The 14500-nt window shown below is 57.3% G+C and carries 14 protein-coding genes and 1 tRNA gene; 9 read left to right on the plus strand and 6 right to left on the minus strand.

From position 1 onward, the window contains the following. The first annotated feature begins 151 nt into the window (after window positions 1-151). From rplS to DSD30_RS03855, 3 genes are all read left to right on the plus strand, one after another. Window positions 152-607: a 50S ribosomal protein L19 gene (gene rplS, locus DSD30_RS03845; protein ID WP_114008236.1), complete on the plus strand. Its 456-nt coding sequence runs from the start codon at window positions 152-154 to the stop codon at window positions 605-607. 466 nt (window positions 608-1073) lie between these two features. Next, window positions 1074-2480, plus strand: coding sequence for a 3-isopropylmalate dehydratase large subunit (gene leuC / locus DSD30_RS03850; RefSeq protein ID WP_114008237.1), 1407 nt, complete (start codon window positions 1074-1076; stop codon window positions 2478-2480). A gap of 283 nt (window positions 2481-2763) precedes the next feature. Next, window positions 2764-3231, plus strand: a complete 468-nt coding sequence (locus DSD30_RS03855) for a GNAT family N-acetyltransferase (protein ID WP_114008238.1) — start codon at window positions 2764-2766, stop codon at window positions 3229-3231. 55 nt (window positions 3232-3286) lie between these two features. On the opposite strand, the gene DSD30_RS03860 is transcribed toward DSD30_RS03855, so the two are convergent. From DSD30_RS03860 to tsaD, 5 genes are read right to left on the minus strand one after another with little or no spacing between them, the layout of a single operon-like run. Then, a complete protein-coding gene (locus DSD30_RS03860; protein WP_245418346.1) occupies window positions 3287-3985 on the minus strand; it encodes a class I SAM-dependent methyltransferase in 699 nt (232 codons plus the stop codon). A 15-nt stretch (window positions 3986-4000) separates the two neighbouring features. After that, on the minus strand, window positions 4001-4420 hold the full coding sequence (locus DSD30_RS03865) for an EVE domain-containing protein (protein WP_114008625.1): 420 nt from the start codon (window positions 4418-4420) through the stop codon (window positions 4001-4003). 26 nt (window positions 4421-4446) lie between these two features. Beyond that, window positions 4447-4731 (minus strand): YciI family protein, encoded by a 285-nt coding sequence (locus DSD30_RS03870; RefSeq protein ID WP_114008239.1) that lies wholly within the window; start codon window positions 4729-4731, stop codon window positions 4447-4449. A gap of 32 nt (window positions 4732-4763) precedes the next feature. Beyond that, window positions 4764-5771 carry an NAD(P)H-dependent glycerol-3-phosphate dehydrogenase gene (locus tag DSD30_RS03875; protein WP_198662836.1) on the minus strand — a complete coding sequence of 336 codons (1008 nt, stop codon included), beginning with the start codon at window positions 5769-5771 and terminating at the stop codon, window positions 4764-4766. Window positions 5772-5788: 17 nt separating this feature from the next. Beyond that, the gene (gene tsaD, locus DSD30_RS03880; protein ID WP_114008241.1) at window positions 5789-6913 is read right to left on the minus strand and encodes a tRNA (adenosine(37)-N6)-threonylcarbamoyltransferase complex transferase subunit TsaD; all 1125 of its coding nucleotides are present in this window, start codon (window positions 6911-6913) and stop codon (window positions 5789-5791) included. Between the two features lie 313 nt (window positions 6914-7226). On the opposite strand from tsaD, the gene hemC reads away from it, so the two are divergent. From hemC to DSD30_RS03905, 5 genes are all read left to right on the plus strand, one after another. Next, a complete protein-coding gene (gene hemC, locus DSD30_RS03885; protein WP_114008626.1) occupies window positions 7227-8168 on the plus strand; it encodes a hydroxymethylbilane synthase in 942 nt (313 codons plus the stop codon). A gap of 40 nt (window positions 8169-8208) precedes the next feature. Next, entirely contained in the window at window positions 8209-8931 is a 723-nt protein-coding gene (locus DSD30_RS03890) for a uroporphyrinogen-III synthase (protein ID WP_157967552.1), read from the plus strand. A gap of 217 nt (window positions 8932-9148) precedes the next feature. Beyond that, complete coding sequence (locus DSD30_RS03895) at window positions 9149-10867, plus strand: COG4223 family protein (protein ID WP_114008243.1); 1719 nt, start codon at window positions 9149-9151, stop codon at window positions 10865-10867. A gap of 18 nt (window positions 10868-10885) precedes the next feature. Next, complete coding sequence (locus DSD30_RS03900) at window positions 10886-12667, plus strand: heme biosynthesis protein HemY (protein ID WP_114008244.1); 1782 nt, start codon at window positions 10886-10888, stop codon at window positions 12665-12667. 271 nt (window positions 12668-12938) lie between these two features. After that, window positions 12939-13014, plus strand: a tRNA-Thr gene (locus tag DSD30_RS03905). A 66-nt stretch (window positions 13015-13080) separates the two neighbouring features. Here the strand turns inward: DSD30_RS03905 and DSD30_RS03910 are convergent. Next, the gene (locus DSD30_RS03910; RefSeq protein WP_114008245.1) at window positions 13081-13671 is read right to left on the minus strand and encodes a TetR/AcrR family transcriptional regulator; all 591 of its coding nucleotides are present in this window, start codon (window positions 13669-13671) and stop codon (window positions 13081-13083) included. A gap of 212 nt (window positions 13672-13883) precedes the next feature. Between DSD30_RS03910 and DSD30_RS03915 the strand changes: the two genes are divergently transcribed. Then, a complete protein-coding gene (locus DSD30_RS03915; RefSeq protein ID WP_114008246.1) occupies window positions 13884-14432 on the plus strand; it encodes a carboxymuconolactone decarboxylase family protein in 549 nt (182 codons plus the stop codon). Window positions 14433-14500: the final 68 nt, after the last annotated feature.

Raw genomic sequence — 14500 nt, forward strand, 5'->3', positions numbered from 1 at the left:
GGGGTGACAAATGGCGTGACATGGGGTAAAGACCCCCAATCTGATTTCCAACAAGTACGGCGAACCGGCCCTTGTGGCAGTCGGGCAGCAATGAGCCTGACGGGACTGCATTGGACGCTCTGGTCGTGGTTATACAACAAGAGTGAAGATCATGAACATCATTGAGCAGCTCGAACAAGAGCAAATGGCCGAAGTCGCTGCAAAGCGCGAAATCCCAGAATTCTCTCCAGGTGACACCGTGCGCGTGAACGTGCGTGTGACCGAGGGTACCCGCACCCGTGTTCAGGCTTATGAAGGCCTGTGCATTGCTCGTTCCGGCGGTGGCCTGAACGAAAACTTCACCGTTCGCAAAATCTCTTACGGTGAAGGCGTTGAGCGTGTATTCCCAGTTTACAGCCCAATGATTGACAGCCTCGAAGTCGTTCGTCGTGGTAAGGTTCGCCGTGCGAAACTCTACTATCTGCGTGAGCGCCGTGGTAAGTCTGCTCGTATCGCCGAGGCAACCAACGTGCGTGCGCGTCGCCTGAACGATGTGACCAAAGCCAAGGCTGCTGAAGAGCGCGCTGCTGTCAAAGCTGCTCGCGCTGCGGAGAAAGAAGCCGAGTAAGCCTCGCTTCCTTCGAAAAGATCAAAGGCCCGATGGATCTCCGTCGGGCTTTTTTTGTTGGTTGAATGTGCGGTGTGGCTGGTTTTTGTGGCAGATGGGTTGGATCTGAGCGACGGGTGTCTTTCCTGAATGCTGTGCCGGGGTTGATTGGTGGCATTTTCTGTCGCCTCAATCTGTTTTATTTTCGCAATATTGCTTGACGATCACCCTGAAATTGTCGCAATACAGAGCCAACCTGTTTTGCCCTGGATTTTGCGCTATCTTGTATGGCGCCAAGTCTGCCGGGCGACCGGCCAAGGGGGCAGTTTTGTGCCGCACTTGCATGGCCGGTTCAAACCGTGATGACTGACCGGGCCTTTGTCTCGCGCCTCGCCGAGGAAAGGCTCTCCAATCAAGGGATCAACTTGCCTCCCGCCGCTTATGCAAACCGGATGCGGGTTGATCGAGAAAAGGACTCGTAACAAGCATGTCTGCACCGAAGACCCTTTATGACAAAATCTGGGATGCCCATGTCGCTGATCAGCAAGAAGACGGCACTTGCCTGCTTTATATTGATCGGCACCTTGTCCATGAAGTGACGTCTCCGCAGGCCTTTGAAGGGCTGCGCATGGCGGATCGCAAGGTACGGGCTCCCCAGCGCACGCTGGCTGTTGTTGACCACAATGTGCCAACCACTGATCGCACCAAGGGCATCGATGATCCTGAATCCAGGTTGCAGGTGGAAACGCTGGCCAACAATGCCGCTGAGTTCGACATCGAATATTACGATGAGCTTGATAACCGTCAGGGCGTGGTGCACATCGTGGGTCCCGAGCAGGGCTTCACCCTGCCTGGCATGACCATCGTGTGTGGCGACTCCCACACCTCGACCCATGGTGCCTTTGGCTCTCTGGCTCACGGCATCGGCACCTCCGAAGTGGAGCATGTGCTGGCGACCCAGACGCTGGTGCAGAAAAAAGCCAAGAACATGAAGGTCGAAGTCAATGGCAAGCTCGGTGAGGGTGTGACCGCCAAAGACATCGTTCTGGCCATCATCGGCAAGATCGGTACCGCTGGCGGCACTGGCCATGTGATCGAATTTTGTGGTGAAGCCATCCGCGACCTGTCGATGGAAGGCCGGATGACTGTCTGCAACATGGCGATTGAAGGCGGGGCTCGTGCTGGCTTGATTGCTCCGGACGAGAAAACCTTTGCCTATATCAACGGCCGCCCGAAGGCACCGAAAGGCGCAGACTGGGACAAGGCGGTTGCCTGGTGGAAAACGCTTTATACCGACGAAGGGGCGCATTTCGACACGGTTGTTACGCTTGATGCCGCTTCCCTGCCGCCAATTGTCTCCTGGGGTACCAGCCCTGAAAATGTGGTGACCATCGATGGTGCCACCCCTGATCCGGACAAGATCGAAGACGAAGGCCGTCGTGCGGCGGTACAGCGTGCACTCAATTATATGGGTCTTGAGCCAAACACCAAGATGACCGATATCGCGATTGATCGCATCTTTATTGGCTCTTGTACCAATGGCCGCATCGAAGATCTGCGCGCCGCAGCCGACGTGCTGAAGGGCCGCAAGATCAAGGATGGCATCCATGCGATGGTTGTGCCGGGGTCCGGTCTGGTGAAGGCTCAGGCCGAAGAGGAAGGTCTGGACAAGATCTTTGTTGAAGCGGGCGCTGAATGGCGCGAGCCGGGTTGCTCCATGTGTCTTGCCATGAATGCGGACAAGCTGGCACCGGGGGAGCGTTGCGCGTCCACCTCGAACCGCAACTTTGAAGGCCGTCAGGGTTTCAAGGGCCGTACGCATCTGGTATCGCCAGCCATGGCTGCTGCTGCTGCAGTGGCTGGTCGCTTCATCGATGTGCGCGAGCTTGACTGATAACGAGATCAGGCAAGGCCGTCAGGGCCTTGCCTTTTTTGTTGCGCTCGTCATCCCTTATGGAGAAACACGAATCTGAGGCCGGGTTTCCTGCAAGCGATGCGCTCCGGACGACTTGATTCTGTGGGATTTGTGGGGACGGGTGGCAGCAATGGATTGTTAATTTCTCGTTGCAAACTACCATGAGGGTCTGTGTGGGACCGCTTTCAAGCGGGCGCCAATTTGGGCGGCTGTTTCGGACCCATGCTGATATTTAGTTTTTGAGACCGGAACGGGAGACATCATGAGCAAGATTGAGATCAAGATTCTGGACCAGGACACCGCCCCCAATCTGGCTCCGCTGATCGCAGCCCATGCGCAGGAGCGCAAACGTGGAGCACCGCGTCAGCCCGATATTTTCTATGCTGAAACGCTGTTGAATGATCGCACAGCAGAAGTTCTGGGTGCCTATGTTGATGGCGAACTGAGTGCTTTTGCAACCTTTTTCGATCTGCCGGAAACCATTTCGGGCAAGCGTGTCGGCCATATCGACATTCTGTATGTCGATTACACGGCCCGTGACAAAGGCGTCACCAAGGCGATGATCGAGGACCTGATCAAAATCGGTGACGAGCGCAACTGGCTGGAATTGCAATGGAACAATCCAAGCCCGAGCCAGCAAGGCAAGATCGCGCAGATTTCCCATTTGTCGAGCTCTGCCAGTGTCCGTGTATCGATTGGCATCCACGAAGAGCATACCAAGGTGCAATAAGCTCGATTGATGGCCTGAAGCAATCAAGCCCTGTCGCTCTGGTGACAGGGTTTTTTCATGGCCTGAATTGCCAGACCTTGGTGGATCGGATCTCGGCATCTTCCAGCGCCCGGCTGCGGGGGATGGAATAGGCCTTGCGTTCAACAAGGCAATTCTTGGGCAGATAGGACCGGGTAGGGTCGCCGACATATATGACCGTGCCACACGCATGGAGCTTTTTCATCAGATCGACGACCAATCTGCTCATCTCTGCATCATAAAAGACATCGCCAGCAAGCATGATGTCTGGCGGAGAGGCGAGCAGTTTCGCTGTGCCATCCGACGACAGGCAATCTTCGATGCTGGGTGTGATCTGATCGCTAGTCAAACCATTCAGCGCAGCATTGAGTCTGATGGCTTCGATTGCAAAGGGGTCAATGTCGGTGGCCAAAGCTGATTTTGCCCCTGCCTGGATGGCTGCGATTGCGATGAGGCCGGAGCCCGAGGCAAAATCAAGCACGGTTTTGTTCGAAAGCAAGTCTGAATGATCAAGACAGAAGCGTGCCAAAGCTTGTCCACCCGCCCATGCAAAAGCCCAGAATGGGGAGGGTAGACCGAGAGCGTTGAGCTCTTCCTCGCTCATACGCCAAAGAGGCGTGTCGTCATCGGCAAGGTGTAGCACGATGTCGGGCGTCAGGGGAACTGGCAGGATCGCGGTATGGCCCCGAATGAAGGCCGCTTTGTCCGCGATTCCCGTTTGTTTGGTGTCAGGCACTGGGTTGCGTTCGGATCAGGCGTCGACGCCAGCCATTTCGCAGATGAGGTTCCATTCCTCATCAGACACGGGCTGGACGGACAGGCGGGAATTGTTGACCAGTATCATCTTGCTCAGCTCTGGATGCGCCTTGCAATCTTCCAAGGTGATCGGGGTCTTGACCGGGGCAACAGCCTTGATGTCAACGCATTCCCATTTGCCGGTGTCATCGGTGCTGTCGGGGTGGCTTTCAGCGCAGACTTCAACCACGCCAACAATGCGTTTCTCATTGATCGAGTGATAGAAGAAACCGCGATCGCCGAGCTTCATGGCACGCATATTGTTGCGGGCCTGATAATTGCGCACACCGTCCCATTGCTCGCCTTCTTCGCCTTTTGCGACCTGCTGGTCCCAGCTCCAGGTGTTGGGTTCGGATTTGAACAGCCAATAAGCCATGGGATTCTCCGTTGGTTCGTGTTCAATCAAGCCGGTGCGCCGATGACCCATTTCCATGGGCGAATCTCAACGGAGGCAAACAGTCCGGCTTTGGCATAGGGGTCGTTGGCAAGAAAGGCTTCAAGGCTCTCTTTGTCGTCGGCTTCGCAAATCAGCATCGAGCCGAGCATGGCACCCTCTTCGGAAAGGAAAGGTCCACCGATCTTGATGGTGTCGGTATTTTCCGCCACGAAGGCCAGATGGGCTTCACGGTTGGCCATACGGGTTTCCAGCGCGCCGTCTTTGTCGGTGCAGGTAACATAAAAGTGCATTGTCATCTCCTCCAATAAAAGGGTGTCGAAAATCAGGGCTGATCGCTTTCCCGCCGCAAGGGGCGGGTCATCAATTGGGTGACCGCTTCGTCGATGCTGCTCTTGCGTTCGAGCACATCGGCGACCGCTTCGGCAATGGGCATTTCCACCCCATGCTGGCGGGCCAGTTCGCAGGCGACGCTCGCGGTATAGGCGCCTTCGGACAATTTCGCCCCCGGACCCATCAGGTCAGCCAGATCGCGGCCTTCGCCAAGGGCATGGCCAAAGGAGAAATTGCGGCTCTGAGGGCTGGAACAGGACAGGGCAACATCGCCGAAGCCGCTGAGGCCCATCAGGGTGTCCGGGCGGGCCCCAAGCTTGATGGCGAGCCGCTGCATTTCGGCAAAGCCACGGGTCATCAAGGCAGCATGGGCGCTGGCCCCCAGTTGCTTGCCGACAACGATGCCACAGGCAATGGCCAGCACATTTTTCAGGGCTCCACCCAGCTGCACCCCGATCAGGTCGGTGCTGGCATAAGGGCGGAAGCTTTTGTTGGAAAGGCTGGCGCAAATGCGTTCGGCCAACAGGCTTGTGGGGGCGGCGATGGTCACAGCCGTTGGCAGGCCACGGGCCACATCGGCGGCAAAGGACGGGCCGGAGAGGATTGCGGGTTGGGCCTGAGGCAAATAGTCTCCCAGCACTTCGGTCATCATCCGCTGGGTGCCTTTCTCTAAGCCCTTGGCGGCGAGAATGACGGGCGTGCCCTTCTTGACATAAAAGCCGATGGCGTCGGCAATGGCATGGGTGGTCTGGGCCGGGGTGACCATCAGAATGCAGTCCGCATCGGCGGCTTCGGTCAAATCGGTGGTGGTCTCCAGCGGATGATCGAAGGTGATGTCGGGCAAATAGGCGGGCAGTTGCCGCTTGTGGGCGATGCTTTCGAGATTGTCTGCGTTGCGGCCCCAGAGCACCACATCGCGCCCGGCCCGCGCTGCGTTCAGCGCCAGAGCAGTACCCCAGGCGCCGGCACCCAGCACGGCGATGCGGTCAAATGGTTTGATGGAACTGGATTGCACGCTCATGCCTTGGCTCCCTTGCGGCCTTTGCCGATTTTTGCCGCCGCCTTGTTGTCGAGAGGCCAGCGAGGCCGGGCCGGGCTGTCGAGCGGGTCGGTGAGGCCAAGCGCCAGCCGTTCGGCCCCGGCCCAAGCGATCATCGCGCCATTGTCGGTGCAAAGGCTGATTGGTGGGGCGACCAGTTCGGCCTGTTGCTGGCTGAGGACCGCATCAAGGGTGGCGCGGATGGCCTGATTGGCTGCGACCCCACCGGCGACGATCAATTGCGGCTTGGCACTGTCGGGGAAACGCTCACGGAAGGTGGCGAGCGCCTTGCCAATCCGATCCTTGAGAATATCGCATATCGCAGCCTGAAAAGAGGCGCAGAGATCGGCGACATCCTGATCTGACAGGGGGGCGATTTTCTCGGCTTCCCGACGGACGGCGCTTTTAAGGCCCGAGAAGGAAAAATCATATCCCTCACGACCTTTCATCGAGCGGGGCAGGGCAAAGCGTTTCGCATCGCCCAGTTTGGCGGCCTTTTCCACTTCCGGGCCACCGGGATAAGGTAGGCCGAGCAGCTTGGCGGTCTTGTCAAAGGCTTCGCCAAGCGCGTCGTCAATGGTGGTGCCCCAACGTTCATACTCGCCAACGCCCTTGACCAGCAGGATCTGGCTGTGACCGCCGGAGACCAGCAAAAGCAAATGAGGAAAGGGGGCATTGTTGGTCAGGCGGGCGGTCAAGGCATGGCCTTCGAGGTGATTGACCGCGATCAGTGGCAAATTGTGGGCGGCGGCAATGGCCTTGGCACTCATCAGGCCGATCAGCACACCGCCGATCAGGCCGGGGCCGGAGGTGGCGGCCACTCCGTCAAGATCGGCAAAGGTCAGGCCCGCATCGGCCAAAGCCTTGCGGATGATGCCGTCGAGGCTTTCGACATGGGCACGGGCGGCGATTTCGGGAACAACGCCACCATAAATGGCATGATCTTCGATCTGGCTGAGGACAACATTGGACAGGATTTCGCCCTGACCACTCCTGTTTTCTTGTCGGGAGGGGTTGGCAGTTGTGCCGGGTTTGTCCTCGAAGCGCCGAACCACCGCCGCCGCGGTTTCGTCACAACTTGTTTCTATGCCTAAAACGATCATTGCGCGTGTTGCTTGGTTGCCTTTATGGTTCAGCCTGTTTTCAAAGATTCTTTTCTGAGCAAGGTCTGGGCAAAGTGATTTGCCTGAACTGCCTGATAGTGTCTTTGGCCGGTTGGCTTGACTTGTAGAGCAAAGCCGAACGCTTGGCATCCCTTTTCTTTTCGGGATGTTGAATTGATCAATTTCAAAGCGGACCTGCCGCAGAGTCTCTATGGATTGGCCAAAGAGTCCTCTGTGGTTGGCAAGACGCGGGGAGATGTCCCGGCGGATCAAAGGGATCGATCCGGGACCAAGGGAAAAAAAGGCACATTCAATGGCATCCAGCACTATCAAAATCGGCACGCGCGGCAGCTTGCTCGCTCTGGCTCAGGCGCATGAAACCAAGCGGCGTTTGATGGATGCCCATGGGCTGAGCGAGGAAGATTTTGAGATCGTGGTCATCAAGACGACGGGCGACATGATTCAGGACCGCCCACTGTCGGAAGCTGGTGGCAAGGGGCTGTTCACCAAGGAAATCGAAGAAGCGCTGCTGGATGGCAGCATTGATCTGGCGGTGCATTCCTCCAAGGATATGCCGACCGTGCTGCCGGATGGTCTTGAGTTGTCAACTTACCTGCCGCGTGAAGATGTGCGCGATGCCTTCATTTCCCGTAAGTATCAAACGCTGGCCGAGATGCCCGAAGGGGCGGTTGTCGGCACGTCGTCCCTGCGGCGTCAGGCAATGGTCAAGAAGGTGCGACCAGATCTGCAGGTCGTGATGTATCGCGGCAATGTGCAGACCCGGCTTGAAAAGCTGGATCGTGGCGTTGCTGATGCCACCTTGCTGGCCTGTGCAGGTCTTCACCGGCTTGGACAATCGGAAATCATTACCTCGGCAATCGAGACCGATGATTTCCTGCCTGCCGTAGGGCAGGGGGCGATTGGCATTGAGACGCGAATCGGCGACGCACGCATTCTGGGGCTGCTTGCGGCCATCCATGATGTCGATACCGAGCGGGCGCTTGCCTGTGAGCGGGCATTTTTGGGCGCGCTGGATGGCTCCTGCCGCACGCCGATTGCCGGTTTGGCCCGGATTTCCGGCGATGCGCTGAGCTTTGAAGGCCTCGTCTTGCTGCCCGATGGCAGCGAATATTATGACATTGCCGAAGACGGATCGGTTGATGAAGCGGAAGCTGTTGGTCTAAGGGCTGCCGAAAAACTGCGTGCACTTGCCGGGACGGCCTTTTTCGAGGCGGTGCTGGCTGCCAGCCACTGAAGCAACGCGTCACGTTCGAGCGATTTGGGGGACATTGTCTTTGCGGATTTTGGTCACACGACCGGCTCTGGATCAGGATCAGACTTGCAAGGCGTTGCGGGCTCTGGGGATCGAGCCTGTGTCGGCCCCCGTGATGGAGGCGCAGGGGCTGCAATTCTGTCTGTCCGAACAAGCGTGGCAGGCGGTGGTGGTGACCTCACGCAATGGCTTGAGGATGCTTGAGCCTGCCCAGATTGCCCAATTGCGCCTCAGGCCCCTTTATTGTGTTGGCGCGAAGACCGAAAGTCTGGCGCATGATCTGGGCTTTGAGACAATCGAGATGTGTGCGCCAGATCTGGCAGTGCTGACACCGGCGCTTGTGTCCCGTCTGAACCCCGCGGGTGGTCCCGTCCTCTATTTGACCGGTCGCCACCGGACCGGATCGCTGAAGGCCGCTCTTGAGACTGCGGGGCTGAGAGTTGAACAGGTGGAAAGCTATGACATGGTGGCGAGCCCCACCTTGCCTGAAGATGCTTTGACTGCGATCCGCAAGGGTGGGATCGATGGGGTGTTGTTATACTCGCAAAGATCGAGCCAATTGTTCCTTTCCATCGCCAGTGAACAAGGGCTGGAAGCGCAGCTTGGCGGGTTAACATTTTATTGCCTTTCACCGGCTATCGCTACGTTAATTAAAGAGGCGGGCTATCCTTTGGTCGTGGCGGACGCACCGAATGAGAAGTCTCTGCTTGCAAGTCTGGAAAAGGGCCGTAACTATTTAATCTAATAGTGATACAGCCCTGTCATGATTATTCTCCGGCATGGAGAATTTGACGAAGGGATGGGTTGCCCCACGACCCGCTGTGCATGTCGCTGCCGATCGTCTGCTCGGCTTTGAAGGCGACTTGCTTGGAACTACGTATACAAAGTGGACGGCCATCGGCCTATGATGGCACCGCTCTTGAGATGTGACCGACCCCGCGCGACGGGAATTGAGGAATGGTATGACAGCTCGCAAACCCAGAAACAGGACTCAGGCCGCTGGTAAGGCAGCCAAAACCATCGATCTGACCGCCGAAGATGTGACGGACAAGCCGGCAGCGGATGCGCCGTCCAAAGCGGCAGACAACCCCTCTCCCGAAAAGACCGACGCGAAAGCCGATGAAAAAGTCGCTGCACAGGCCTCTCCAGAGGCGTCCAGCAGCGAAGAGGTCGACAAGGCCAAGCCAGATGCAGCCACGGATGAAAAGGCGGAGACCGCGCCTGATGCCAAAGCTGAAGACAAGGCAGACGCCAAGCCAAGCGAAACATCAGATGATACGCCAAAGGATGCGTCTGTGAAGGATGAGAAGGCTGAAAAGTCCAGCTCCTCGGTTCCCAAAATGCCAAAAGCCAGCCCGGACGCGCCCGCTGCAACGCCTGCAGCCCAGCCCAAACAGGGCGGCGGTTTTGGTGGTGGGCTGATCGGTGGCTTGCTTGGCGGTGTGGCTGTTGTGGCTTTGTGCTATTTCGGACTGCAGCAGGGCATGATTCCGATGCCGACTTCGCAAGCGGCAAAACAGGCCGAAGCACAATTGCAAAGCCTGACTGGCGACCTTCAGGCCTTGAAAGATACGGTTGCCGAACAGGCCAATGTCGATCTGGGCCCGCTTGATCAGCGCATTGCTGCCTTGGAAGCCGAAATTGGCGAGGTCAGCAAAACCCTGTCGCTGGCAACCGCTCCGCTTCCGGCGGAAGGTGAAGCGACCGACGGGGAGGCCGCTCCTAGGGTTGATCTCGCACCGATCAATTATGCTCTGGCCGGTCTGACTGCCAAGCTGGAAGAGTTGACCTCGAAACTGGAAGAAGTGACGACACAGGCCGCCGCCCTGACAGACAGTCAAGGCGGGCTGACGCAGCGCATAGCCGGGCTGGAAGGCCTGCATGCCCAGTTTGTCGAGGCCAAGAAACAGATTGCCGAACTGGAAGTCGTGACCAAGGCGCAGGCCGCACGGATCGAGGAAAAGGCCGCTGAAACCATCGCCAAGCTGGAAGAAGATCTCGGGGCCGCCAAGGAGGCGATCCTGTCCAACACCGATCGCCGGATCAATGACGTGGTGGTCGATCTGAGCAAGTTTGGTGACAAGGTCTCCGCCCAGGCGCAGGATTTGGTGGGGCGCGTAACGACGCTTGAAGACAACAATGTCTCAGAGCAGATGCAAAGCTCCGCACGCACCATTGCGCTGGCTGGCCTTGAGAATGCAGTTGCTTCCGGGGCCGATTATCAGCTGGCTCTGGCAACCTTCACCGATATTGTCGGTAGCACCCCGGCGATCGAAGTTCTGGCTGGGCATGCAGACAACGGCGCGCCAACCAAAGCGAAACTGGCGGCTGATTTTGATGCGGTTTACGACCATGTTCTGAAAGAAGCCGAAGATGCCGGGGCGGGAACCTTGCTCGACAAGTTCCTGCTCAATGCGCAAAATCTGGTCAAGGTCCGTTCGCTCAGCGGTGAGAAGAAAGGCGAGAGCCTGACAAGCCTGCTCGGGGTGATCGAGTTCCATGTCAAGAAGGGTGACCTTGAGAAGGCTGCCGCTGAATGGGAGGCTTTGCCAGAGGCTGCGCGTGATGCCAAGGCGGGCGCTGCATGGATCGAGGGGCTGAAAGCCCGCAGCGCGGTGGATGCCGCCATGGAAACCATTCGCTCGGACTTTGGCGATCTCGCCAACAAGAATGACAGTTAAGGTGGGGATTGAATAGTTATGATTAAGGCACTCATCTTTTTTGCGATCCTGCTGGGCATTGCATTCGGTGGCGCATGGTTGGCCGATCGGCCGGGTCAGATCATTGTTGAATGGCCGTGGCTGGATACCGAAATCGGTGTCTCACTGCTGACCGGTTTCCTGATGCTGGTGGCTTTGGTGATCGTGGCAATCATCGTCTGGATGGTTTTCATCGGCATGATCCGCATTCCACAGTCGATTTCCGGTTTCTTCACCGGGCGGCGGCGTGACAAGGGCTACAAGGCCCTGTCTACCGGTATGGTTGCTGTTGGTGTCGGGGATTTGGCTCTGGCGCGCAAGCAAGCCCTGAAAGCCCGCAAACTGATCGGTTCAGATCCGATGACCCTGATGCTGGAAGCCCAGACGGCGCAGCTGGCAGGGGATGCCACCAAGGCGCGTCAAAGCTTTGAAGCGATGCTTGAGCAGGATGAAACCCGTCCTCTTGGTCGCCGTGGTCTTTACATCGAAGCGCAGCGCCGCGGCGATGCGGAAGAAGCCTTCACCATGGCCAAAGCCGCAACGGGCGATGGCAAGAAAACACCGGGTTGGGCCGGAACGGCTCTGTTCGACATCCAGACAGCTGCCGCAGACTGGAAGGGCGCTTTGCTGACCCTCAGTCAGAATCAGGCCAACAAACATGTCACCAAGGAGCAGTTCCGTCGCCGCCGTGCCGTCATCCTGACCGCGCAGGCTATGGAGCTGGAAGAGCAGCCCAATTCAGCAGACGCCATGCGTGGTTTGCTGCTCGAAGCCTGCAAGTTGGCTCCTGGTCTTGTCCCAGCCGCAGCCAAGGCAGCCGGTGTGCTCAATGAACTCAAAGACTATCGCAAGGCCTCCAAGGTCATTGAGACCGCGTGGCGGGTCGAACCGCATCCTGATCTCGCTGAAGCCTATGCGACGATCAAGACCGGGGACACGGCACTTGAGCGTTTGAAGCGGGTTCGCTCGCTCTATGCCTTGATGCCGGACCACACCGAATCAAAGATTGCCATGGCGCGCGCCTGTATCAATGCCCGGGAATGGGCTGAAGCGCGCAGCCTGTTGGCGCCGCTGGTCGACTCCCATCTGACGCCACGCCTGTGCATGATGATGGCCGAGCTGGAAGAAGGCGACAAGAATGACTTCGGTCTGCTGCGTCAGTGGTTGGCGCGTGCGGTCGGTGCCCATCCGGATCCGGTCTGGACAGCTGATGGTCAGGTTAGCGATCGCTGGCAACCAACCTCACCGGTGACCGGCAAACTCGACGCCTTTGAATGGAAGGTTCCGGTCAATGAACTGGCCGATATGAACCGTCCGGTTCTGGAAAGTGCCGATCTGGCCTCGCAAGAGGGGCCAAATGAGGATGATCTGGTGCTGATCCCGAACAGCGAAGATATGTCAAAGGATCTTGAAACCCCTGCTGAAGCCGCCGTTGAGGCGCCTGTTGCTGATGCCAAGGAAGAGGCAGACATCCCTGTCGCTGAACCGGTGGAAGACGATGTTCCGGTAGCCGAACCAGTGGATGATGACGCTGCTGCAACTGCCATTGACGTTGACAGCGAGGTGGATGCCGGGGAAGAGGTGGCAGACGCTGCGAAAGCGGAAACACCGTCAGAGGAGGGTGTTGCTGCCAGCAAGCCCAAAGACGTCGAGTTTCCGATGAAGCAGGCGCCCGATGATCCGGGTCCGAAATTCGACCCGACAAGCCAGCGCCCGGATGATCCGGGACCAAAGCCTGGTGCCAAACCGGGCGAGCGGAAAAAACGCTTCCGTCTGTTCTAATGCGATGATGATCAGAAAGCCCGGTTCAGCCGGGCTTTCTGCTTTTTGATGGGTCGGTGTTTGGGCTGCACTTCCAGCGAAGCTTTGCGCGCCATGAGGGCCATTGGTGAGGCTCAATTTGCCTGCTCTTTCAATTGGCTTGTGATTTGTCGTGGTCGAGGGACGCTTTCTGGCGGATTCACCCACAAGAGGCCCAGATGCCTCTTGCCAGTTGCGAGGGAATTGGCTAAGAGAAGCCACCCGAAAGCCGATTTTCCGGCTCATATGGCATGCTGCTGTAGCTCAGTTGGTAGAGCAACGCATTCGTAATGCGTGGGTCGTAGGTTCAAGTCCTATCAGCAGCACCATTTCTTCCCAGTCTTCGCATCAAGTTACTCCGTTGCCTGTCACAGGGCAGGTGCGGTTCCCTGTCGTCATTGTTTCGGAGCTGGCACGCCCGCACCCTCGAGCAAGGTCTCGGCAATCTGCTTGGCGATGTTGGCCGCTTCCTTCATGCCGCGCACTTGCGCGGTGACAATCGCCCCTTCTTTCAGCAAAGCCAGTTGCTCGGCCAGCTTGCGCGGCTCGGTTGCTCCTGCCTGTTCGCACAGGGTTTCGATGAAGGCGACAATGCGTTCTTTATGTTCAGCCGAGAGATGGTGAGCCGGGTGAGATAGGTCGCCGAACTCGCTTGAGGCATTGATAAAGGCGCAGCCATAAAAGCCCAGTTTCTTGAAGGCCTTGCCCTCAAACCAGCTTAGCAGAGCGTCAAACATGGCGAGCAACTGGGCACGTGGCAAGGGAGAAGAATTTTCCATTTCACTGGTCAGCCAGTCACGGAAGGTCTCGTCCCGTCGCTCGAGGGCGGCGAGGATCAGTTCATCCTTGGAGCGGAAGTGTTTATAGAGGGTCATTTTGGCAACGCCTGCTTCGGCTAGGATCTTGTCGATGCCGGTGGCGTTGAAACCGTTGGTATAGAAGAGCCGCAGGGCAGTATCGATCAGTTCATCACGACGGGATTTCAAAGGCTGGTCTCCATTTTTTTGTTTTTCTGGTTCGGTGTCTTGTTCTGATTGTTCAGACTGTTCTGTCTATTTTCTAGAAAAATAGCAATTATTTCAAATAGTTTCAAGATCACCTTTTTGTGATAGGGCATTTTCATTGACGAAAGACAGACAGGTCTGTATATGTAAGGTCAAGCAAGCATTCCATTCCTAAACCTTGAAAGGACATTCCAATGCCAAGAGTTGACCTCCCTGCTTCCATCCAAGAAGCACCAGCCGCGTCCCAGCCCCTTTTGCAGGGCGTTGAAAAAATGCTCGGCTCCGTGCCAAACCTGTTCCGTCTGACTGCCACCAGCCCGTCTGCTCTTGAAGGCTATCTGGGTCTGAATGGGGCGCTGGCGTCGGGCAGCCTTAATGCTCAGACCCGCGAGCGAATTGCCCTTGCCGTCGCCGAAATCAATGGCTGCGATTATTGCCTTGCCGCGCACACTTATCTTGGCAAAAACCTCGCCAAACTGGACGATGCCGAAATTAGCGCCAACCGTGGTGGCCGTTCCAACAATCCGCAGGCTCATGCGGCTGTACGCTTCGCCGTCAAACTGGTTCTGCAGCGCGGAAAAGTGAGTGCTGAAGATGTTAGCGCCGTGAAAGCCGCAGGCTTCAGCGATGCGGAAGTGATCGAGATTGTGGCGCATGTCGCTCTCAACACTCTGACCAACTATCTCAATGAAGCTTTTGATACGCCGATTGATTTCCCGGCTGTCCAGAGCTCTGCCGCCTAAACCCCCCGCACCGGGTGCTTCACTTGTTGCGCCAAGATGGAACAAGCGGGGCACCCGGTCCCCCTCTA

It is taken from the genome of Cohaesibacter intestini, from assembly GCF_003324485.1.
GTDB lineage: Bacteria > Pseudomonadota > Alphaproteobacteria > Rhizobiales > Cohaesibacteraceae > Cohaesibacter > Cohaesibacter intestini.

Coding starts and splice junctions, on each gene's coding strand:
- tsaD (WP_114008241.1), bottom strand. CDS start 6,913: ATGATCGTTTTAGGCATAGAAACAAGTTGTGACGAAACCGCGGCGGCG.
- DSD30_RS03895 (WP_114008243.1), top strand. CDS start 9,149: ATGACAGCTCGCAAACCCAGAAACAGGACTCAGGCCGCTGGTAAGGCA.
- rplS (WP_114008236.1), top strand. CDS start 152: ATGAACATCATTGAGCAGCTCGAACAAGAGCAAATGGCCGAAGTCGCT.
- DSD30_RS03855 (WP_114008238.1), top strand. CDS start 2,764: ATGAGCAAGATTGAGATCAAGATTCTGGACCAGGACACCGCCCCCAAT.
- DSD30_RS03900 (WP_114008244.1), top strand. CDS start 10,886: ATGATTAAGGCACTCATCTTTTTTGCGATCCTGCTGGGCATTGCATTC.
- leuC (WP_114008237.1), top strand. CDS start 1,074: ATGTCTGCACCGAAGACCCTTTATGACAAAATCTGGGATGCCCATGTC.
- hemC (WP_114008626.1), top strand. CDS start 7,227: ATGGCATCCAGCACTATCAAAATCGGCACGCGCGGCAGCTTGCTCGCT.
- DSD30_RS03915 (WP_114008246.1), top strand. CDS start 13,884: ATGCCAAGAGTTGACCTCCCTGCTTCCATCCAAGAAGCACCAGCCGCG.
- DSD30_RS03865 (WP_114008625.1), bottom strand. CDS start 4,420: ATGGCTTATTGGCTGTTCAAATCCGAACCCAACACCTGGAGCTGGGAC.
- DSD30_RS03870 (WP_114008239.1), bottom strand. CDS start 4,731: ATGCACTTTTATGTTACCTGCACCGACAAAGACGGCGCGCTGGAAACC.